The organism is Kitasatospora sp. NPDC038210, assembly GCF_055600605.1.
Window position 1 is genome coordinate 361972 of sequence record NZ_JBVJYK010000003.1, and the last position, 21205, is coordinate 383176.

22 protein-coding genes are annotated in these 21205 nt (G+C 69.8%); 18 read left to right on the forward strand and 4 right to left on the reverse strand.

Annotation, left to right across the window (positions count from 1 at the left end; genetic code table 11):
- The first annotated feature begins 136 nt into the window (after positions 1–136).
- The 6 genes from rpsL to ACZ7KX_RS08115 all read left to right on the forward strand — a co-directional run bounded on the left by rpsL (position 137) and on the right by ACZ7KX_RS08115 (position 6189).
- Positions 137–508 (forward strand): 30S ribosomal protein S12, encoded by a 372-nt coding sequence (gene rpsL / locus ACZ7KX_RS08090; RefSeq protein WP_014144289.1) that lies wholly within the window; start codon positions 137–139, stop codon positions 506–508.
- Positions 509–510: 2 nt separating this feature from the next.
- Positions 511–981, forward strand: coding sequence for a 30S ribosomal protein S7 (gene rpsG, locus ACZ7KX_RS08095; RefSeq protein WP_030232420.1), 471 nt, complete (start codon positions 511–513; stop codon positions 979–981).
- Between the two features lie 39 nt (positions 982–1020).
- The gene (gene fusA / locus ACZ7KX_RS08100; RefSeq protein ID WP_350519894.1) at positions 1021–3126 is read left to right on the forward strand and encodes an elongation factor G; all 2106 of its coding nucleotides are present in this window, start codon (positions 1021–1023) and stop codon (positions 3124–3126) included.
- A gap of 215 nt (positions 3127–3341) precedes the next feature.
- On the forward strand, positions 3342–4535 hold the full coding sequence (gene tuf / locus ACZ7KX_RS08105) for an elongation factor Tu (RefSeq protein ID WP_470325811.1): 1194 nt from the start codon (positions 3342–3344) through the stop codon (positions 4533–4535).
- Positions 4536–4726: 191 nt separating this feature from the next.
- Complete coding sequence (locus tag ACZ7KX_RS08110; RefSeq protein ID WP_350519896.1) at positions 4727–5689, forward strand: glycosyltransferase family 2 protein; 963 nt, start codon at positions 4727–4729, stop codon at positions 5687–5689.
- Positions 5686–6189 carry a GtrA family protein gene (locus tag ACZ7KX_RS08115; protein WP_470325812.1) on the forward strand — a complete coding sequence of 168 codons (504 nt, stop codon included), beginning with the start codon at positions 5686–5688 and terminating at the stop codon, positions 6187–6189. Before ACZ7KX_RS08110 ends, ACZ7KX_RS08115 begins: the two co-directional genes overlap by 4 nt.
- Here ACZ7KX_RS08115 and ACZ7KX_RS08120 read toward each other — a convergent pair.
- Positions 6176–7744, reverse strand: coding sequence for a DUF2142 domain-containing protein (locus ACZ7KX_RS08120; protein WP_470325813.1), 1569 nt, complete (start codon positions 7742–7744; stop codon positions 6176–6178). The genes ACZ7KX_RS08115 and ACZ7KX_RS08120 overlap by 14 nt on opposite strands.
- Before the next feature lie 101 nt (positions 7745–7845).
- Between ACZ7KX_RS08120 and ACZ7KX_RS08125 the strand changes: the two genes are divergently transcribed.
- A complete protein-coding gene (locus ACZ7KX_RS08125) occupies positions 7846–8283 on the forward strand; it encodes a GtrA family protein (protein ID WP_350519899.1) in 438 nt (145 codons plus the stop codon).
- 61 nt (positions 8284–8344) lie between these two features.
- On the opposite strand, the gene rfbC is transcribed toward ACZ7KX_RS08125, so the two are convergent.
- Both rfbC and rfbA read right to left on the reverse strand, forming a co-directional pair.
- A complete protein-coding gene (gene rfbC, locus ACZ7KX_RS08130) occupies positions 8345–8950 on the reverse strand; it encodes a dTDP-4-dehydrorhamnose 3,5-epimerase (RefSeq protein WP_396549174.1) in 606 nt (201 codons plus the stop codon).
- On the reverse strand, positions 8947–9822 hold the full coding sequence (gene rfbA, locus ACZ7KX_RS08135; protein ID WP_350519901.1) for a glucose-1-phosphate thymidylyltransferase RfbA: 876 nt from the start codon (positions 9820–9822) through the stop codon (positions 8947–8949). The genes rfbC and rfbA overlap by 4 nt, the downstream gene beginning before the upstream one ends.
- Before the next feature lie 83 nt (positions 9823–9905).
- Between rfbA and rfbB the strand changes: the two genes are divergently transcribed.
- From rfbB to ACZ7KX_RS08175, 8 genes are all read left to right on the forward strand, one after another.
- On the forward strand, positions 9906–10883 hold the full coding sequence (gene rfbB, locus ACZ7KX_RS08140) for a dTDP-glucose 4,6-dehydratase (RefSeq protein WP_350519902.1): 978 nt from the start codon (positions 9906–9908) through the stop codon (positions 10881–10883).
- Positions 10880–11794: a dTDP-4-dehydrorhamnose reductase gene (gene rfbD / locus ACZ7KX_RS08145; protein WP_470325814.1), complete on the forward strand. Its 915-nt coding sequence runs from the start codon at positions 10880–10882 to the stop codon at positions 11792–11794. Before rfbB ends, rfbD begins: the two co-directional genes overlap by 4 nt.
- Positions 11791–13110: a hypothetical protein gene (locus ACZ7KX_RS08150; RefSeq protein WP_396549179.1), complete on the forward strand. Its 1320-nt coding sequence runs from the start codon at positions 11791–11793 to the stop codon at positions 13108–13110. Before rfbD ends, ACZ7KX_RS08150 begins: the two co-directional genes overlap by 4 nt.
- A 121-nt stretch (positions 13111–13231) precedes the next feature.
- On the forward strand, positions 13232–13612 hold the full coding sequence (locus tag ACZ7KX_RS08155) for a DUF2304 domain-containing protein (RefSeq protein WP_350519905.1): 381 nt from the start codon (positions 13232–13234) through the stop codon (positions 13610–13612).
- The gene (locus ACZ7KX_RS08160) at positions 13609–14388 is read left to right on the forward strand and encodes a glycosyltransferase family 2 protein (RefSeq protein WP_350519906.1); all 780 of its coding nucleotides are present in this window, start codon (positions 13609–13611) and stop codon (positions 14386–14388) included. The genes ACZ7KX_RS08155 and ACZ7KX_RS08160 overlap by 4 nt, the downstream gene beginning before the upstream one ends.
- Before the next feature lie 7 nt (positions 14389–14395).
- Complete coding sequence (locus ACZ7KX_RS08165; RefSeq protein WP_350519907.1) at positions 14396–15289, forward strand: glycosyltransferase family 2 protein; 894 nt, start codon at positions 14396–14398, stop codon at positions 15287–15289.
- A gap of 48 nt (positions 15290–15337) precedes the next feature.
- Positions 15338–16027, forward strand: coding sequence for a glycosyltransferase family 2 protein (locus ACZ7KX_RS08170; protein WP_350519908.1), 690 nt, complete (start codon positions 15338–15340; stop codon positions 16025–16027).
- Positions 16024–16395: a DUF2304 family protein gene (locus ACZ7KX_RS08175; RefSeq protein ID WP_470325815.1), complete on the forward strand. Its 372-nt coding sequence runs from the start codon at positions 16024–16026 to the stop codon at positions 16393–16395. Before ACZ7KX_RS08170 ends, ACZ7KX_RS08175 begins: the two co-directional genes overlap by 4 nt.
- A gap of 83 nt (positions 16396–16478) precedes the next feature.
- On the opposite strand, the gene ACZ7KX_RS08180 is transcribed toward ACZ7KX_RS08175, so the two are convergent.
- Positions 16479–17690, reverse strand: a complete 1212-nt coding sequence (locus ACZ7KX_RS08180) for an acyltransferase family protein (RefSeq protein ID WP_470325816.1) — start codon at positions 17688–17690, stop codon at positions 16479–16481.
- A gap of 334 nt (positions 17691–18024) precedes the next feature.
- Here ACZ7KX_RS08180 and ACZ7KX_RS08185 point away from each other — a divergent pair, with 334 nt between their 5' ends.
- The 3 genes from ACZ7KX_RS08185 to rplC all read left to right on the forward strand — a co-directional run bounded on the left by ACZ7KX_RS08185 (position 18025) and on the right by rplC (position 21203).
- Positions 18025–19839 carry a hypothetical protein gene (locus ACZ7KX_RS08185; protein ID WP_470325817.1) on the forward strand — a complete coding sequence of 605 codons (1815 nt, stop codon included), beginning with the start codon at positions 18025–18027 and terminating at the stop codon, positions 19837–19839.
- Positions 19840–20232: 393 nt separating this feature from the next.
- Complete coding sequence (rpsJ, locus tag ACZ7KX_RS08190) at positions 20233–20541, forward strand: 30S ribosomal protein S10 (RefSeq protein ID WP_012785157.1); 309 nt, start codon at positions 20233–20235, stop codon at positions 20539–20541.
- A gap of 14 nt (positions 20542–20555) precedes the next feature.
- A complete protein-coding gene (gene rplC, locus ACZ7KX_RS08195) occupies positions 20556–21203 on the forward strand; it encodes a 50S ribosomal protein L3 (protein WP_207810335.1) in 648 nt (215 codons plus the stop codon).
- Positions 21204–21205 lie beyond the last annotated feature (2 nt).

Consider the following 21205-nt stretch of genomic DNA (forward strand, 5'->3'; position numbering starts at 1 on the left):
TGTACATCAGCCATGGGATTCCGTGTCGGAAAAGCCCAACACACCCGACCGCGTGGGTCGACCACGGGGCCGGTTGCGAGGGAAGACACCGCAGGTTAGTTCCACCAAGCCTTGGCACACAGAAAACGGAGAAACGGTGCCTACGATCCAGCAGCTGGTCCGAAAGGGCCGGCAGGACAAGGTCGAGAAGAACAAGACTCCCGCGCTGAAGGGCTCCCCGCAGCGCCGTGGGGTCTGCACGCGTGTGTACACGACCACCCCGAAGAAGCCGAACTCGGCGCTTCGTAAGGTCGCCCGTGTGCGCCTCACCAGCGGGATCGAGGTCACCGCTTACATCCCGGGCGAGGGCCACAACCTGCAGGAGCACTCCATCGTGCTGGTGCGCGGTGGTCGTGTGAAGGACCTTCCTGGTGTCCGCTACAAGATCATCCGCGGTTCCCTCGACACCCAGGGTGTCAAGAACCGCAAGCAGGCCCGCAGCCGCTACGGCGCCAAGAAGGAGAAGTAAGAATGCCTCGTAAGGGCCCCGCCCCGAAGCGCCCGGTCATCATCGACCCGGTTTACGGCTCCCCGGTCGTCACCCAGCTGGTCAACAAGATCCTGCTGCACGGCAAGCGCTCCACCGCCGAGCGGATCGTCTACGGCGCCCTTGAGGGCGTCCGCGACAAGACCGGCTCCGACCCGGTCGTCACGCTGAAGCGCGCGCTGGAGAACGTCAAGCCGGCCCTTGAGGTCAAGTCCCGCCGTGTCGGTGGCGCGACCTACCAGGTTCCGGTCGAGGTCCGTCCGGGCCGCGCCAGCACCCTGGCGCTGCGCTGGATGGTCGGTTACTCCCGCGCCCGTCGCGAGAAGACCATGACCGAGCGCCTGATGAACGAGATCCTCGACGCCAGCAACGGCCTGGGCGCTTCCGTGAAGCGTCGCGAGGACACCCACAAGATGGCCGAGTCCAACAAGGCCTTCGCGCACTACCGCTGGTAGTCCGTACCCCGTCACTAGACAGAGAGAGAACGAGCCACCATGGCTGCAACCTCCCTTGACCTCGCCAGGGTCCGCAACATCGGGATCATGGCGCACATCGACGCGGGCAAGACCACCACCACCGAGCGGATCCTGTTCTACACCGGTGTCTCGTACAAGATCGGTGAGGTCCACGATGGCGCTGCCACCATGGACTGGATGGAGCAGGAGCAGGAGCGCGGCATCACGATCACGTCGGCCGCGACGACCTGTCACTGGACGGTCGACGACGTCGACAACACCATCAACATCATCGACACCCCGGGTCACGTCGACTTCACCGTCGAGGTGGAGCGTTCGCTGCGCGTCCTCGACGGTGCCGTGACGGTGTTCGACGGTGTCGCCGGTGTCGAGCCCCAGTCCGAGACCGTGTGGCGGCAGGCTGACCGCTACGGCGTCCCGCGCATCTGCTTCATCAACAAGCTGGACCGCACGGGCGCGAACTTCTTCTTCTGCGTGCAGACCATCGTGGACCGCCTCGGCGCCACCCCGCTGGTCATGCAGCTCCCGATCGGTGCCGAGTCGGACTTCCAGGGCGTCGTCGACCTGGTCCGCATGAAGGCGCTGGTCTGGTCCGCCGAGGCCGCCAAGGGCGAGATGTACGACGTCGTCGACATCCCGGCCGAGCTGCAGGAGCAGGCTGACGAGTACCGCGAGACGCTGATCGACACCGTCTCGAACATCAGCGACGAGATCATGGAGCTCGCCCTTGAGGGCGAGGAGATCCCGGTCGAGCTGCTGCAGGACGCGATCCGCAAGGGCACCCTGAACTCGGACTTCACTCCGATCTTCTGCGGTACCGCCTTCAAGAACAAGGGCGTTCAGCCCCTGCTCGACGCGGTCGTCAAGTACCTGCCGTCCCCGCTGGACATCGAGTCCATCGAGGGCACCAAGCCGAACGACCCGGAGACCAAGATCTCCCGCAAGGCGTCGGACGACGAGCCGCTGTCCGCGCTGGCGTTCAAGATCATGTCCGACCCGCACCTGGGCAAGCTCACCTTCGTCCGGATCTACTCCGGCCGCCTGGAGTCCGGCACCTCGGTGCTGAACGCCGTCAAGGGCAAGAAGGAGCGCATCGGCAAGATCTACCGCATGCACGCGAACAAGCGTGAGGAGATCGAGTCGGTGGGCGCCGGCGACATCGTCGCCGTCATGGGCCTGAAGCAGACCACCACCGGTGAGACGCTGGCCGACGAGAAGAACCCGGTCATCCTGGAGTCCATGGACTTCCCGGCCCCGGTCATCCGCGTCGCCATCGAGCCCAAGTCCAAGGGTGACCAGGAGAAGCTGGGTGTCGCCATCCAGCGTCTCGCCGAGGAGGACCCGTCCTTCCAGGTCAACACGGACGAGGAGACCGGCCAGACCATCATCGCGGGTATGGGCGAGCTGCACCTTGAGGTGCTGGTCGACCGTATGAAGCGTGAGTTCAAGGTCGAGGCCAACGTCGGCAAGCCGCAGGTCGCCTACCGCGAGACGATCCGTTCGGCCGTCGAGCGCATCGACTACACGCACAAGAAGCAGACCGGTGGTTCGGGCCAGTTCGCGAAGATCCAGATCGCGATCGAGCCGCTTGAGCAGGCCGAGGGCTACGAGTTCGTGAACAAGGTCACCGGTGGCCGCGTGCCGAAGGAGTACATCCCTTCGGTCGACGCCGGTTGCCAGGAGGCCATGGAGTTCGGTGTGCTCGCCGGCTACCCGCTGCAGGGTGTCCGCGTCACGCTGCTCGACGGTGCGTCGCACGACGTCGACTCCTCGGAGCTCGCGTTCAAGATCGCCGGCTCGATGGCCTTCAAGGAAGGCGCGAAGAAGGCCAAGCCGGTCCTTCTTGAGCCGATGATGGCCGTCGAGGTCACCACGCCCGAGGACTACATGGGCGACGTGATCGGCGACATCAACTCTCGCCGTGGCCAGATCCGGTCCATGGACGAGCGTCACGGTGCCCGCGTCGTCACGGCGCTGGTGCCCCTCTCCGAGATGTTCGGCTACGTCGGTGACCTGCGCAGCAAGACCTCTGGTCGCGCCAGCTACTCGATGCAGTTCGACTCGTACGCCGAGGTCCCCAAGGCCGTGGCTGAGGAGATCATCGCCAAGTCCAAGGGCGAGTGAGTCCGGTTCTTCCGGCCTCGGAACCAGTCCGACATTCGGGATGATTCCGACCCCTTAGGCTATTAGGAGGCGACCCGGGAGGATCCGCACGGATCCTCCCGGGGCCTCCGGCCCCCACCCGCGGGACGGTACGAGGTGCTTGCACCACGGACCAAGCCCGATCAAGACCAACTGACGTCAGCACGGCGTACAGGAACTGTCCTCAGGAGGACTCAGTGGCGAAGGCGAAGTTCGAGCGGACGAAGCCCCACGTCAACATCGGCACCATCGGTCACATCGACCACGGCAAGACCACGCTGACTGCGGCCATCACCAAGGTGCTGCACGACGCGTACCCGGACCTGAACCCCTTCACGCCGTTCGACCAGATCGACAAGGCCCCGGAGGAGCGTCAGCGCGGTATCACCATCTCGATCGCGCACGTCGAGTACCAGACCGAGGACCGTCACTACGCGCACGTCGACTGCCCGGGTCACGCTGACTACATCAAGAACATGATCACCGGTGCCGCCCAGATGGACGGCGCCATCCTGGTGGTCGCCGCCACCGACGGCCCGATGCCGCAGACCAAGGAGCACGTCCTCCTGGCCCGCCAGGTCGGCGTTCCGTACATCGTCGTCGCCCTGAACAAGGCCGACATGGTGGACGACGAGGAGATCCTGGAGCTCGTCGAGCTTGAGGTCCGTGAGCTCCTCAGCGAGTACGAGTTCCCGGGCGACGACCTGCCGGTCGTCCGCGTCTCGGCGCTGAAGGCGCTTGAGGGCGACGCCGAGTGGGGCCAGAAGCTCCTCGGCCTGATGAAGGCTGTCGACGAGAGCATCCCGACCCCGGCCCGCGCCGTGGACCAGCCGTTCCTGATGCCGATCGAGGACGTCTTCACGATCACCGGTCGTGGCACCGTCGTCACCGGTCGTATCGAGCGCGGTATCCTCAAGGTCAACGAGACTGTCGACATCATCGGCATCAAGGAGACCAAGACCACCACCACGGTCACCGGCATCGAGATGTTCCGCAAGCTGCTCGACGAGGGCCAGGCCGGTGAGAACGTCGGTCTGCTGCTCCGCGGCATCAAGCGCGAGGACGTCGAGCGCGGCCAGGTCATCATCAAGCCCGGTTCGGTCACCCCGCACACCGAGTTCGAGGCCCAGTCCTACATCCTGTCGAAGGACGAGGGTGGCCGCCACACCCCGTTCTTCAACAACTACCGCCCGCAGTTCTACTTCCGTACCACGGACGTGACCGGCGTCGTGACCCTCCCCGAGGGCACCGAGATGGTCATGCCGGGCGACAACACCGCCATGACGGTTCAGCTGATCCAGCCGATCGCCATGGAGGAGGGCCTGAAGTTCGCCATCCGTGAGGGTGGCCGCACCGTCGGCGCCGGCCAGGTCACCAAGATCCTCAAGTAATTGACGATCTGACCTGCCTGCCCCGTACAGGCTGAGTCCGAAGGGCCCCGCGCACCGCACGGTGCGCGGGGCCCTTCGGCGTCTCACGGGGCGCTCACCGGAGCGCGCCTCCTTTCACCGGCCGCTCATCGCAGACTGTTATGGTCGGGCCACCAACCAGCCCCGCCGTCGCGGAAAGTGGGATCCAACGCATGTCAACGGCACCGCTGTTGTCGGTCGTGATGCCGATCTACAACGAGCAGGAGGCGCTCCCGCTGACCGTCGAGCGGCTGCGGCCGATCCTCGACGGGCTCGACGTGGCCTACGAGGTGGTCGGCGTCGACGACGGCAGCACCGACGCGACGCCGGTGCTGATGCAGAAGATCCACCAGGACTGGCCGGAGTTCCGCATCGTCCGCTTCGCCCGCAACTCCGGGCACCAGGCCGCCCTCACCGCCGGCCTCCACCGCGCCTTCGGCGACTACGTCGTCTCCATCGACGCCGACCTGCAGGACCCGCCGGAGAAGATCCCGGAGATGCTGGAGCTCGCCCGCGAGGAGAGCCTCGACATCGTCTACGGCGTCCGCGGTGACCGCGGCACCGACACCTCCTTCAAGCGGCGCACCGCCGGGGCGTACTACTGGCTGATGCGCAAGCTGGTCGGCAAGCGGATGCCCAACCAGGCCGGCGACTTCCGGCTGCTCAGCCGGGCCGCGGTGAACGCGCTGAAGGCGATGCCCGAGCACCAGCCGGTCTACCGGCTGCTGGTGCCGTGGCTGGGCTTCCCCAGCGGCGAGGTGGTCTACGTGCGCGAGGAGCGGGTCGCGGGCAGCACCCACTACCCGCTGTCCAAGATGGTCCGACTGGCGCTGGACAGCATCACCAACTTCTCCGCGGCCCCGCTGCGGCTCGCCACCTGGCTCGGGCTGTTCAGCTTCCTGGTCTGCATCGCGCTGGCGCTCTACACCACGGTCGCGTACGCGGTCGGCTCCACCGTGCCCGGCTGGTCCTCGCTCTTCATAGGGATGCTGTTCATCGGCGCCGTCCAGCTGGTCTGCGTCGGACTGCTCGGCGAGTACGTCGGCCGGATCTACTCCGCGGTCCAGGCGCGGCCCGCCTACTTCATCGGCTACGACTCGGCCGAGGAGCCGGACCGGTACGGTACGGGCGAGTGAACGAGATCCTCTCCGCCGACCGGGGCGAGCACGACGGGCCGAACGACCACGACGGGCACGACCACCGCGACGGGCCCGACCACCGCGACGGGCCGCGTGCCGAGCCGCCGGCGGTCCGTCGGCAGCTGCCGTCGTTCCTGGTCATCGGGGTGCTGAGCACCCTGTTCTACCTGGCGCTGTTCGTCGCCCTGCGGCTGGTCGCCTCGTCGCAGGTGGCCAACCTGGTCGCGCTGGCCGTCAGCGCGGTGGCCAACACCGCGGCCAACCGCCGCTTCACCTTCGGCATCACCGGCTCGGACGGCGCGGTGCGCCACCAGCTCCAGGGCGCGGTCGCGTTCCTGATCGGCCTCGGCCTCAGCAGCGGTGTCCTCGCGCTGCTCGACGCGGCGGTGCCGCACGCCTCCCGGGTGGTGGAGGTGACCGGGCTCGTGGTGGCGAACGGTCTCGCCACCGTGGCCCGGTTCGTCCTCCTCAAACTGTGGGTCTTCAGGAAGCGCTGACCGCGGCGGTCGGCTCCTGCCGCCCGGCGCGGCCGCCGGTGCTCGTCCACGCCCAGTACCCGAGCGCCGCGCAGCCGGCCACGGCGGTCAGCAGCGCGGTGGCCGAACCCGCCGGCGGGTGCCAGGTGCCGGCCAGCGGGTTGAGCGGGGTGTAGTCCACCGAGGTGCCGAGGCCCGCCTGCCAGCGGATCATGGTGTACCCGAGGAAGGCCAGCTGCAGCGGCAGCACCAGCAGCGCGATCATCCGGACCAGCGAGGCCGACCGGGCCCCGTCGAGCACGTCCCGCCGTCCGAGGACGAAGGCCGCGACCAGCGGGACCCCGACGGCGACCGGCAGCATGTACCGGCCCTGGCCGGCGAAGCCGACCTTGTGCGCCGCTATCGCGTCCGAGAGCGTGATCACCGCGAACGGGGCGAGGAAGAAGGCGAGCACCCGCCAGCGGTCGCTCCACGCGCCGAAGGCGAGCGCGGGCAGCACCAGGCAGCCGATGGCCAGGTACCAGAGGTAGTAGGCGGTGCCGGGCAGGTGCGTGTCGAGCCACGACGGGACGCCGATCACCTCGGTGAAGTAGTCGGGCCAGCGCACGATCACCTCGTGCCGGATCGCCTTGGGCACCGTGATGCCGGGCGGCACCTGGACGGGCATCATCTCCGAGGCCTTCATGACCACGGTCCACAGCGCCCCCGCGGCGCCGGTGGCGAACAGCGTCCCGGCCGCCCACCAGGCGGGCCGGAAGCGCAGCAGCTCCTTCACCCGCTCCCGCTTGGCCGGGATCAGCATGATCCCGAGGACCGCCGCGCACCAGAGCGGACCGAGCGCGCGGACCGTCATGAGCACCGAGCCGGCGATCGCGATCTGCACCATGGCCGCGCGCCGCAGCGGCTGCTCCGGGTCCAGCATGGTCGGGATGAGGGCCGCGACCAGGGCCACGCCGGCCGCGATCTCGATGCCGTTGGGGTTGATCGAGCCCGCCAGGTGCGCGGTGATCGGGGTCACCGCGACCAGCAGCCCGGCCGCCGCGATCCGGTGCCTGGTCCAGGCGACCAGGCTGTGCGCGGCGGAGGCGAGCAGCGCCGACACCAGGGCGGCGCTGACCAGCCGGGCCAGGGTGAGGCCCAGCCAGTTCGGCCAGAGGGCCATCGGCCAGCCGACGAGCGCGTAGTAGACCGGGTTGTACCGGCCGGCCCGGGTGCCCACCCGCTCGATCTGCTGGTCCGCGCCGCCGGGCGCCTTGGCGCAGGCCACCGACTTGGTGGGGTCGAACCACCAGCAGTTGTCCCGGACGATCGAGGCCGGCACGTGCTGGAAGGCGCCGGTGCCGCCGCCCGCCGCCTCGGGCTTGGGCGCGAACTCGCCCCGGGCCACCCCGACCGCGCGGACGATGTGCTCCCGCTCGTCCGGGCTCGCGTCGTACGGCGAGGCGAGCGCCCAGCCCGCGCAGACGAGGAAGAACCCGATGAACGCGGTCCACCAGGTCCGCCGGAACAGCAGGCGGCCCGGTCGGCCGGAGCTGTCGCCGGCCCTGCTCGCGGCGGCCGGGGGAGGGGAGGTCACGGCGGGGGGGTATGAGGACACGCGACCAAGATAACGGGTGGCCGATTTCGGCCGGACCGGGCGGCTGTGTGCCCGCCCGGCGTTGCACTTACGATTCCCCCGTGACTCAACTGGAATCGCCCTCGGAAGTGTCCGGATCCACCGCGAAGGGCCGGATCGCCGGACTTCTGGGCCATAGCGCGGTGCGGTTCCTGGCCGCCGGCGTCACCAGCACCACGGTCGACATGGGCCTGTTGTACCTCCTGCACGGCGTGCTCGGCCTGCCGCTGGCGGTGTCCACCCTCGTCGCCGTGCTGGCCGGCTTCACGACGAACTTCGTGCTGAACCGGATCTGGGCCTTCGAGAGCTCCTCGCCGGTCGGCAAGCAGACCGCCCGCTACATGGTGATGGCGGGCGGCAACTGGGTCGGCACCGTGCTGCTGGTCGGCGGCTTCGTGAAGCTGGGCCTCTTCTACCTGCTGGCCCGCGCGCTCGCGCTGGTGATCCTCTCGGTCGTGAACTACTTCGGCTACAAGTACTGGGTGTTCCGGGACAAGTGACGGAAGGACGAAGGCCCGGCCGGAGTGATCCGGCCGGGCCTTCGTCCTTCCTCGCGTGACCTCAGTCCTGCTGGGTGCGCAGGCTCTCGGTGAACGCCTTGCAGGTCTCGTACGTCGGCAGCAGGCCGGAGGAGATCGCCTCCGCCAGCGACGGCGCGGCCTCGTCCCGGGCCGACAGCAGCGGCTCCTCGGCCGGCCACTCGATGCCCAGGTCGGGGTCGAGCGGGTGGACCGAGTGCTCGCCGGTCGGGTTGTACGTCTCGGAGCAGAGGTACGAGAGCGTGGCGTCGTCGGTCAGCGCGCAGAAGCCGTGACCGAGGCCCTCCGGGATGTAGACCGCGCGGCGCTCCACGTCGTCGAGCCGCACGCCCTCCCAGCGGCCGAAGGTCGGCGAGCCGACCCGCAGGTCCACGATGACGTCGAGCACGGCGCCGCGCACGCAGGTCACGTACTTGGCCTGGCCGGGCGGCACGTCGGCGAAGTGGATGCCGCGCACCACGCCGCGCGAGGAGACCGACAGGTTGGCCTGGGCCAGCCGCAGCGGGTGGCCGACGACCTCGGCGAGGCGGTCGAAGCGGTACCACTCGGTGAACATGCCGCGCGGGTCGCCGTGCAGCTGAGGGGTGATCTCGATCAGGCCCTCGATGCTCAGTTCGCGGAACTTCACCGGGCGTTCTCCTCGTCCAGCAGGGCCAGCAGGTACTGTCCGTAACCGCTCTTCAGCAGCGGCTCGGCGAGCTCGCGCAGCTGCTCGGAGCTGATCAGGCCGGCCCGCCAGACGGCCTCCTCGATGCAGCCGATCTTGAAGCCCTGGCGCTCCTCGATGACCCGGACGAACTCCGAGGCCTGCACCATCGAGACGAAGGTGCCGGTGTCCAGCCAGGCGGTGCCGCGGTCCAGGATCGTGACGTTCAGCTCACCCTTGCGCAGGTAGGCGTCGTTGACCGCGGTGATCTCCAGCTCGCCGCGCGCGCTGGGCTTCAGGCCGCGGGCGATCTCCACGACCTGGTTGTCGTAGAAGTAGAGACCGGGGACGGCGTAGCGGGACTTCGGCTTCTCGGGCTTCTCCTCGATGGAGATCGCCTGGCCGTGCTCGTCGAACTCGACCACGCCGTACGCGGTCGGGTCGGCCACCGGGTAGGCGAAGACCCGGCCGCCGGGGGCGTCGGTGTGCTCGGCGAGCCGGGTGCCGAGGCCGCTGCCGTGGAAGATGTTGTCGCCGAGGATGAGGGCGACGGACTCGTCGCCGATGAAGTCCGCGCCGAGCACGAAGGCCTGGGCGATGCCCTCGGGCTTCTCCTGGACGGCGTACTCCAGCTTGAGGCCGAGCTGCGAGCCGTCGCCCAGCAGGCGTTCGAACTGCTCGCGGTCGGCCGGGGTGGTGATGATCAGGATCTCGCTGATGCCCGCCATCACCAGGGTGGACAGCGGGTAGTAGATCATCGGCTTGTCGAAGACCGGGAGCAGCTGCTTCGAGACCGCCCGGGTGAGTGGCCACAGGCGCGAGCCGGTCCCGCCGGCCAGGAGGATTCCACGCATGCGAGCAGCTTAAGTGAGAGCCGGACGGGCCCTGTCCTGGGCCGTTCGAGGGGGCCGATCGGCGACGGTAGACTACGCGCATTATGCGCATCCTCGTGACCGGCGGCGCCGGATTCATCGGTTCGGAGTTCGTCCGTCAGCTCCTCGGAGCGGACGAGAGCGCCCGGATCACCGTCTTTGACAAGCTCACCTACTCGGGCGTCCTGGAGAACCTGGCCCCGGTGGCCGACCACCAGGGCTACACCTTCGTCCAGGGCGACATCTGCGACGCGGACGCCGTCGACCAGGTCATGCCGGGCCACGACGTGGTGGTGCACTTCGCCGCCGAGTCGCACGTGGACCGCTCGATCGCCGGCGCGGGCCCGTTCGTCGTCACCAACGTGCTCGGCACCCAGGTCCTGCTGGACGCCGCCCGCAAGCACGGCGTCGGCCGCTTCGTCCACGTCTCCACCGACGAGGTCTACGGCTCGATCAGCGAGGGCTCCTGGACCGAGACCTGGCCGCTGGCCCCGAACTCCCCCTACTCGGCCTCCAAGGCCGGCTCCGACCTGCTGGCGCTGGCGTACCACCGCACCCACGGCATGGACGTCGTGGTGACCCGCTGCTCCAACAACTACGGGCACTACCAGTTCCCGGAGAAGGTCATCCCGCTGTTCACCACCAACCTGATCGACGGCAAGAAGGTGCCGCTGTACGGCAACGGTGGCAACATCCGCGACTGGCTGCACGTGGCGGACCACTGCCGCGGCATCGAGCTGGTCATGCGCGGCGGCCGGGCCGGTGAGGTCTACAACATCGGCGGCGGCACCGAGGTCACCAACAAGGAGCTGACCGGCCTGCTGCTGGAGGCCGCGGGCGCCGGCTGGGACATGGTCGAGTACGTCGAGGACCGCAAGGGCCACGACCTGCGCTACTCCCTGGACATCAGCAAGATCCGCGAGGAGCTCGGCTACGAGCCGCAGGTGTCCTTCCCGGACGGCCTCGCCGCGACCATCGCCTGGTACCGCGAGAACCGCGCCTGGTGGGAGCCGCTGAAGCAGAAGGCGGCCCTGGCGAAGTGACCGCGAACGCCACCGGCCGGGTCCGCTGGCTGGTCACCGGCGCGGCCGGGATGCTCGGGCAGGACCTGCTGTCGGTGCTGGCCGCCGACCCGACCGCCGAGATCACCGCGCTGCGCCGGGCGGACCTCGACATCACCGACGCGGCAGCCGTACTGGCCGCCGTCGAGGGCCACGACATCGTGGTCAACTGCGCCGCGTGGACGGACGTCGACGGTGCGGAGACCGAGGAGGAGGCCGCCACCGCCGTCAACGGCACCGGCGTGCGCCACCTCGCCGCGGCCTGCGCCAAGACCGGCGCCCGGCTGCTGCACGTCTCCACCGACTACGTCCTGCCGGGCGACGCCACCGAGCCCTGCCCGGAGGACGCCCCGACCGCACCGGTCAACGCCTACGGCCGCAGCAAGCTGGTGGGGGAGCAGGCCGTCGCCGAGCTGCTCCCCGAGCGCGGCTACGTCGTGCGCACCGCCTGGCTGTACGGCGAGCACGGCCCGAACTTCGTGGCCACCATGCTCAAGCTGGCCGCCCAGCGGGACACCCTGGACGTGGTCGACGACCAGCACGGCCAGCCCACCTGGTCGTACGCGCTCGCCGTCCGCCTGGTCGAGCTCGGCCGGGCCGCGCTCGGCGGATGGGCCCCGGCCGGGGTGTACCACGGCACCGCGAGCGGCCGGACCACCTGGTTCGGGCTGGCCCGCGAGACCTACGCGCTGAGCGGGCTCGACCCGGAGCGGATCCGGCCGACCACCTCGGAGGCGTTCGTCCGCCCGGCCGTCCGCCCCGCCTTCAGCGTGCTGGGCCACGACCGCTGGGCCGCCGCCGGGCTGGCGCCGCTGCCCGAGTGGCGGGCCATGCTGGCCGACGCCCTGGAGCGCCCGGCCTTCCGGGCGCTGCGCACCGCGGCGGAGCGGTGAGCGGCGTGCTCGGCCGACTGACGCGCGCGCTGCCGCCGGGACTGCTGGCGGTCGGCGTCGGGACGGTCACCCTCGGGGGCGCCTCGTACGTGCACCTCGGGGTGGCCGGGCACGCGCTCGACCGCCAGGCGATCGCCGACGTCAACGTCCTGTGGACGATCGCCATGGCGTTCGCCCTCGGACTGTTCTTCCCGGTCGAGCAGGAGCTGACCCGGGTCATCGCCGCCCGCGCCGCCCGGGGCGAGGGCGCGGCCCCGGTGCTGCGCAAGGCGACCGTGCTGACCGGCGGGCTGCTGCTGGTGGTGCTCGCCGCGCTGGGGGCGTTCTCCCGCCCGCTCGCGGACACCTTCTTCCACGGCGACCGGAGCCTGGTGGTGGCCCTGGCCGCCGCCTTCGTCGGCCCGGCCGCCTGCTACCTGACCCGCGGAGTGCTGGCCGGTCTCGGACACTTCGGTGCGTACGGCCTCCAGCTCGGCCTGGACGGCGTCCTGCGGATCGCCCTCTCGGTCGGCCTGCTGGTGGCCGGTGTGCACTCGGCGCTCGCGTACAGCCTGGTCCTGGCCGTCTCCCCGGTGCTGGCCATGCTCGTCAGCCTGCCGCGGACGCTGCGGATCGCCCTTCCCGGTCCGGCCATCGGCTGGCGGGAGCTGTGCAGCGGCCTGGGCCTGCTGACCGTCTCCTTCCTGCTGGCGCAGTTCGTCGCCAACGCGGCGGTACTCAGCATCAAGGTGCTGGCGCCCTCGCAGGCCGTCCTGGTCGGCGCGATCACCGGCGCGATGGTGCTCAGCCGGGTCCCGCTGTTCGTCTTCGGCGCGCTGCAGGCCTCGCTGATGTCGGGGCTGTCGACGGCCGCGTCGACCGGCGACCGGGTCGGCTTCCGCAAGCTCCTCACCAAGACCTGCGGCATCGTGACGGCCCTCGGGGTCCTCGGCGGGGTGCCCGCCGTGGTCCTGGGGCCATGGATGATTCACGTCGCGTTCAACGCGGACCGGCATGCTCTGGGCCCGGTGGACTTCCTCTGGCTCTCGGTCGGCACGCTCGCCTACCTGCTCGCCACGGTGGTCGGCCAGGCCGTCATCGCCCGCGGCCACCACCGCCGGCAGCTGCTCGGGTGGGTGCTCGGCACCGCCGCGCTGCTGCTGATCACCTGCCTGCCGGGCGCCCCGGCGACCAGGGTCGAGGCCGCGTACACCGTCGGTCCGCTGGTGGTGCTCGTGGTCATGTTGCTGGCGCTGCGCGGCGACGGTAGCGTGCGCGGCGCCGGTACGGACACCGCGCAGGTCACGGTCTCTCCCGACGCGGTCTCCGCGAGCTGATCACGATGTCGTCAGCGCTCCCCCCGCGGCCGTCCCGCGGTACCGGAGCCCCTAGCATGTGCCCCATTCACCCCCATGCCTCACCGACGCGTGAAAGGCGAGACCCATCGTGCAGCTGAGTGTGCTGACTTCGATCACCGGCGTGCTGGTGCTCGTGTGGATCCTGGAGCTGCTGCGCCGCCAGCAGCTCCGGGAGAAGTACGCGGCCCTCTGGCTCGCCATCGGCGTGGTGATCGCCCCGCTGGGCTTCTTCCCGCGGCTGCTGGACTCGACCGCACGGCGGCTCGGGGTCGCCTCGGGCGTCAGCCTCGTGCTGTTCGCCGGCTTCGTGCTGGTCCTGCTGGTCTGCGTGCACCTCAGCTGGGAGACCAGCCGACTGGAGGCCGAGACCCGCACGCTGGCCGAGGACGTCGCGATGATGCGCGCCCACCTCGCCGAGCACCACGACTTCCCGATTGCCCGCTCGGGCAGCGACGTGAACGACCCCGAGGTGAAGGCATGATCGACGGCAAGCGGGTACTGATCATCCTCCCCGCCTGGAACGAGGCCGAGGGCCTGCCGAAGATCCTCCGCGAGATCCAGCAGAAGCTCCCCGGCGTGGACACCCTGGTCGTCGACGACGGCTCGACGGACAGCACCGCCGCCGTCGCCGCCGCCTGCGGCTCCCGGGTCGCGCAGCTGCCGTACAACCTCGGTGTCGGCGGCGCCATGCGCTTCGGCTACCGCTACGCGCACCTGCACGACTACGACGTCGCCATCCAGTGCGACGCCGACGGCCAGCACGACCCGGCCTACGTGCCCGCGCTGCTGGAGAAGCTCCGCGACGAGGCCGACCTGGTCATCGGCGCCCGCTTCGCCGGCGAGGGCTCGTACAAGGTGCGCGGCCCGCGCTCCTGGGCGATGAAGCTGCTCTCGGTGGTGCTGTCGCGGGTCGCCAAGACCCGGCTCACCGACACCACCTCGGGCTTCAAGGCCTGCAACAAGCCGATGATCGAGTTCTTCTCGCACTGGTACCCGGTCGAGTACCTGGGCGACACCATCGAGAGCATGGTGGGCGCCGCCCGCTGCGGCTTCGTCATCCGCCAGGTCCCGGTCGCGATGCGCGAGCGGACCACCGGCACGCCCTCCGCCTCCCCGATCAAGGCGACGATCTACCTGGCCCGGGCCGGCCTGGTGCTGCTGCTCGCCCTCATCCGCCGCATGCCGGCCAACGTGAAGGCGATCGAGCCCGCCACCCGCGCCGCCGCCCGCCGGCCCGAGCTCATTGGCAAGGTCTAGGTACCCGATGTCCCGTTTCGAGATCCTGATGCCGTACTACGGCGACGTCCGGCTGATGCAGGACGCGGTCCGCAGCGTGCTGGCCCAGGACGGCGACGACTGGCGCCTCACGGTCGTCGACGACGGCAAGGAGCCGGACGTCCCCGGCTGGTTCGAGTCCCTCGCGGACCCGCGGGTCCGGTACCTGCGCAACGAGAGCAACCTCGGCGTCAGCGGCAACTTCAACCGCTGCGTCCAGCTCGCCGAGTACGACTACCTCGTGCTCATGGGCTGCGACGACCTGATGCACCCCAACTACCTGAAGGTGGTCCGGGACGCGCTGGAGCGCTTCCCGGAGGCGGGCATGGTCCAGCCCGGCGTGCTGGTCATCGGCGCCGACGGGAACCCGGTCGGCAGCCTCGCCGACACCGTCAAGCGCCGGCTGTACGCGCCGAAGGACCCGGGCCCGCTGCTGATGTCCGGCGAACCGCTCGCGATGAGCCTGATGCGCGGCGACTGGCTGTACTTCCCGTCCGTGTGCTGGCGCACCAAGGACATGCAGGCGACGAGCTTCCGCGCGGACCTGGGCGTCATCCAGGACCTCGCGATCATCGTCGACCTGCTCCTCGCGGACGTCTCCCTGGCGGTCGTGCCCGAGGTGTGCTTCAGCTACCGGCGGCACGCCGTCAGCGAGTCCTCGGTCACCGCCTTCACGGGCAAGCGCTTCGAGGAGGCCCGCCGCTTCTTCCGGGAGACCGCGGACCGGCTGGACGGCCACGGCTGGCACCGGGCGGCCACCATCTCCCGCCGTTTCGTCTCCTCGCGGCTGCACGCGCTCAGCATGATCCCCGCGGCCGGCCGCAAGGCGGGCCTGCGGGGTGTCGGGGCGATGCTGAGCCATGTGGCCGGCCGCCGGGCCTGACCCGTGAGATCCCTCCAGCAATCCCGTCCCAGCGCCCAGGAAGCGACCATGTCCCAATACGACGACGTCTGGCTGGTGATCCCCGCCTACAACGAAGGCCAGGTGATCGCCGATGTGGTGGAGAACGCCCGCAAGACGTTCCCGAACATCGTCGTGGTCGACGACGGGAGCACCGACGGCTCGGCCGAGCACATCATGACCACCGGTGCCCACCTGGTGCGGCACCCGGTCAACCTCGGCCAGGGCGCCGCCCTGCAGACCGGGCTCTCCTACGCACTGCAGCAGCCCGGCGCCCAGTACTTCGCCACCTTCGACGCCGACGGCCAGCACCAGACGCACGACGTCGAGAAGATGGTCGCCGTGCTGCGCGACGGGACCGCGGACGTCGTCCTCGGCTCCCGCTTCATCGAGCAGTCCGAGCAGGTCCCGATGATCAAGCGCGTGGTGCTCCGCACGGCGGCCGCGGTCAGCCCGACCGCCCGCAAGCTGAAGCTCACCGACTCGCACAACGGGCTGCGCGTGATCAACCGCGAGGCGGCCTCCCAGCTGCGGATCACCATGAACGGGATGGCCCACGCCTCGGAGATCGTCGGCCTGCTGGCGAAGTCCTCGCTGCGTGTGGTGGAGGTCCCCGTGGACATCCTCTACACCGACTACTCACGCGCCAAGGGCCAGTCCCTGATCAACGGCGTCAACATCCTCTTCGACATCTCGCTCCGGGAGCGTGGCCGGCGATGAAGTACTTCTGGATCCAACTGGTGCTGGTGCTGGGCGCCGGCACCGCGGCGCTCATCTTCATCCGGCGCTGGGACCGGACCAACACCAGGGCCTGGAAGCGCATCGCCTTCGTGCTGTTCGTGCTCGCGAACATCTACGCGGTGCTGCGCCCGAACGACGTCACCTGGGTCGCGAACCGGCTCGGCGTCGGCCGCGGCACCGACCTGGTGCTGTACCTGATGGTCCTGGCGCTGGCCTTCCTGGCGCTCAACACCTACCTGCGCTTCCGCTCCCTGGAGAAGAAGCTCACCGACATGGCCCGCACCGTCGCCATCACCGAGGGCGCGCGGCTCAACCAGGAGCGCTTCGACGAGAAGGTCTCCGGCTAGCTCCCGGCGGTCCCCGGCGGACCGAACGGACCGGGCCCGGTACGCAGTGCGCGTACCGGGCCCGGATCCGTTCCGGGGCCGGATCAGGTCGAGACCTGCGACAGGTGCCGGGCCGGCTCGGCGGCCGGCGGCTGCTCCTGCCGCGGCGGCTTGCGCAGGCCCAGGTCCTTCAGCTTCAGCGCGGGCTTCTCCACGGCGTGCCAGGAGCAGAACGCCGCGGTGACCGAGAGCGCCACCGAGGCCGCAGTGTAGGCCCAGTAGCCGTGCTTCTCGACGCCCCAGAGTGCGAGGCACTGCTGGATCGGGAACGCGTAGATGTAGACCCCGTACGACAGGTCGACCTTGGTGCCGACCTTGGTCAGCGGGCCGGGCATCCGGCAGGCGAGCCAGATCAGCAGGTAGGCGAAGGCGGGCAGGCCGAACAGGGTGAAGCCGCCGAACCGCGCGGTGCCGAGGAAGACCACCGCGGCCAGCACGCCGGCCGGGTCGTTGATCGGCAGGCGCTTCTTGTACAGCTCGGCGAGCGCGCCGAGGCCGAACATGAAGGTCAGCGGGATGAACATGTCCAGGCTGATCGGGCCGAGGAACGGCAGCTGCCAGCCGGTGAGGCCGGTCGGCGCGTACTCGGGGGCCCGCAGCAGGTGGAAGCCGGACGCCAGGTGGACCAGGTAGCCGTACAGCCCGAGGACCATCAGGGCGACCGCCCAGCGCGCCCGCCGCAGCACGCCGACCGCGGCCAGCGAGACCACCAGCAGGTAGCAGAGCACCTCGTACGCCAGCGACCACACCGAGCCGTTGAAGGCGGTGGGGTGCGGCACGTGGTCGAGCAGTCCGGAGATCCCCCACTGGTTCACTCCGATCGACCAGTTGGCCTCCAGGTACGCCAGCGGGCCCTGCGGGTGCGACCAGAAGCCGGCCAGCCGGCCCTGGTGGTACGCGACGACCGGGGCGACCACGAACGCCGTCAGCAGCAGGCAGGCCCAGAGCCCGGGGAGGATGCGGATCGCCCGGTTCCACAGGAAGCGGGCCGGGCTCAGCCGCATGCCGCTGCGGGTGATCAGCAGCCCGGAGAGCACGAAGAAGCCGCTCACCGCGATCGCGCCGACGTTGGTCTGACCGCGGCTCTCCAGCAGCCCGAGGTCGGGCTTGCCGAGCCCGAGCGGCATCGCGTGGGCGAAGATCACGGCGAGGGCGAGGACGAGCCGCAGGAGGCCGAAGCCGTTCTTCCGTCCGAGGGCCTCGGCCAGGGGCGGACTGGCCGTCAGAACCGATCTCTTGCGTGCGGTGTGCGACATGGGCGGGGGACTCCGGGCCGGTGGTCATGGGCGGACGAGGACTGAGCGCAGCTCACCCTATCCGCCGGGGTCCCGCTCCCCCCGGGGCGGGAAGGGGCCCGTGACGGCCCGGCGGCACGCCATGACACGCTCTTCGCGGTGCGATTACCATGAGTCCCGGCCCGGGCCCGGCACCGCCGAGGGCGATGATCGATCCGCCGGACGCCCACAGCACTTCAGGAGTTTCGGCCGACCTGTGCCGATCGGGCGCCCGGCCGCCGCCCGCAGAGCTCGCCCGCATCCGGCGAGTCGGTCCGACCCGCGGCAGTGTGCCGCTTCACGGAAGCGAAGAGACATGACGGATTTGGCCCCGGACGTCGTCGGCGGCCGTGCCAACGCACCCGACGACGAGGCGACCACGGCGTCCTCCGACGGATCGCCGAGCGGTCGCCGGGCCGACCGCTTCTCACGGTGGACCGAGAAGCGCTGGTTCCTCCCGTTGGCCGAGGCCGTGGTCAGCGTCGGCGTCGCGGTGGGCTTCATGCTGCTGTGCACCCACATCAGCGTCAATCCGACCACCCGGATCGGCCAGGTCAGCGGCCTCGCCAAGATCCAGCAGTACGCCGCCCTGCTCGGCATCCCCGTCCTCGCGGTGCTGCTGCTGCTCGCCTACCGCGGGACGCTGCGCTACTACCGGGTCGCCCAGCGACTGGCGTGCGCCGCCGTCGCGGGCCTGGGGACCGGCGTCGTGGCCGGCGGCATCGTGGTCGCCCTGCACGGCACCCCCTGGGGCCTCGGCGGCCAGGAGGGCGACCCCGGCAACCTCATGGGCATGGCCAACGACATGCTGCGCGGCCAGGGCCTGCCCGGGGTGTACCCCCCGCTGTTCCCCGCCCTGCTCGCGGTCTGGGCCAAGTTCTTCCACAACGGCATCGCCGGCGTGGGCCACGCGCTCAAGGACCTGCAGCTGATCCTCAGCGCGCTGGTCGGGCCGATGGCCTACCTCTCCTGGCGGATGCTGCTGCGCCCGTTCTGGGCGATGGCGGTCGCGGTGCCGACGTCGATCGTCTTCCTCGACCCGATCCGTCCGTACAGCCACGGCTCCATGCTGGTGCTGCTGCCGCTGCTGGCGGCCTGCTTCCGGGAGATCCGCCGGGCCGGCGAACTCTCGACCCGCTCCGCGGTGCTGCGCGGCCTCGGCTTCGGTGCCGCGTTCGGCGTGATGTTCCTCTGGTACTCGGGCTGGTACCTCTGGGCGGCGCCGGGCTCGTTCATCCTCGTGCTGATGCTCTTCCCGTGGCGCCGCGGCCGGACGGCCCTCAAGCGCGCGCTGGTCTTCCTGGCGACCATGCTGGTCACCGCCGGCGTGATCGGCGCCCCGCTGCTGTACCAGCTGGCCCGCCTGGGCGCCTCCACGATGGACCGGTACGCCTACATCAACACCTACATCGACCCGGCGTACGTCATGGGCTGGGCGTCGGACCGCACCGGCGACCTGACCTACCACAACTGGCCGGGCAACGGTGACATCGCCGGGCAGACCGGCTTCGGCATCCTGCTGCTGGTCGCCGTGGGCATCGGTGTCGGCCTGGGCCTGCGCAACATGGTGGTCCGCACGGCGGGCTTCGTCCTCGCCGGCGCCTGGCTGCTGCGCTTCTGGTTCGCCTCCCACATGGAGCACAACCAGGCCGTCCAGCTGTACCCGCGGACGACCTGGATCATCCTCTACTGCCTGATGATCCTGGCGGTCATGGGCGTGATGCTGACCTACGAGCGCGGCTTCGGCTGGGTCCGCGACACGCTGCGCGAGGTGGCCCCGAGCCGGGCCGCGCGGATCTCGCCGCGGGTGATGTCGCAGCTGGCGGCCGGCCTGGTGTGCGCGCTCGCCCTGTTCGCCACCATGGGCGGCTCCTGGTCGGCGAACCGCTTCATGCCGTCCACCAACCCGGGCGTCGAGGACATGGGCCTGGACGCGCTGCGCGCCCACCTGCAGCAGCTCGACAACGGGGACTGCCCCAAGTACTCGCCGTACAAGGGCAAGCAGGCCTGCAACCCGGTCAACATGGACCTGGCCGAGTACACCTTCGGTCCGGACCAGGGCCACCTGTGGTGCGCCAACACGACCTCGAAGGACGTGGACGCCACCTGCGGGCGCCCGCCCCAGCACTGACCTGCGGGATCACCCCGTCGGGGCCGGTGAGGTACGCCTCACCGGCCCCGATTGGCATCCGGGCTGCTCCATGTGGCAGTATGTCCAAGTTGCTCGGTTGAGTGCCGATGCTGCGCGCCTCCCGCCGGGAGGACCGGAAGCGAGTCCCATCTACTCGTCGTTCCCGTGATGGCCGTCAAGCGTGAGTTCTACGCCACGGCAGCTGCGGGGCGAAAGTACGGGAATCTTCCGGGAAGCGTGTGCGGGGCCTCGACCCGGCACCCCTCACCCCGAAAGTTCGAAACCGACGAAGTACTTCGCCGGTTTTTTGCAAGCGCGAAGGCGACACGCCCGAGCGCGGGGGTCGGAGGGGGAGTCGTGCAGTGACTAAGGACAAAGGACTACTGAGTAGCCATGGCGGGACAGAAGATCCGCATCCGGCTCAAGGCCTACGACCACGAGGTCATCGACTCCTCGGCGAAGAAGATCGTCGAGACGGTGATCCGTACTGGTGCGCAGGTCGCAGGCCCGGTGCCGCTGCCCACTGAGAAGAACGTGTACTGCGTCATCCGCTCGCCGCACAAGTACAAGGACTCGCGCGAGCACTTCGAGATGCGTACTCACAAGCGTCTGATCGACATCCTCGACCCCACGCCGAAGACGGTTGACTCGCTCATGCGTCTCGACCTGCCGGCGGGCGTCGACATCGAGATCAAGCTCTGAGAGGCGCACCGAAGATGGCTAAGCAGATTAAGGGCATCCTGGGCGAGAAGCTCGGCATGACCCAGGTCTGGGACGAGAACAACCGGGTCGTCCCGGTGACCGTCGTCAAGGCTGGGCCCAATGTCGTGACCCAGGTCCACACCGCCGACAGCCCGGCCGGCTACAGCGCCGTCCAGCTCGGCTTCGGCGAGATCGACCCCCGCAAGGTGAACAAGCCCCTCGCGGGCCACTTCGCCAAGGCCGGTGTCACCCCGCGCCGCCACCTGGTCGAGATCCGTACCTCGGACGCGTCCGAGTACACCCTGGGCCAGGAGATCACCGCCGAGCTGTTCGAGGCGGGTGTCAAGGTCGACGTGACCGGCACCTCCAAGGGCAAGGGCTTCGCCGGTGTCATGAAGCGTCACAACTTCAAGGGTCTCGGCGCCGGTCACGGCACCCAGCGCAAGCACCGTTCGCCCGGTTCCATCGGTGGCTGCGCCACCCCGGGCCGTGTGTTCAAGGGCCTGCGCATGGCTGGTCGGATGGGCCACGAGCGTGTGACCACCCAGAACCTGACCGTGCACGCGGTCGACGCGGAGAAGGGTCTGCTGCTCATCAAGGGCGCCGTCCCGGGCCCGAACGGCGGCCTCGTCCTCGTCCGCACCGCGGCGAAGGGGCTGTGAGG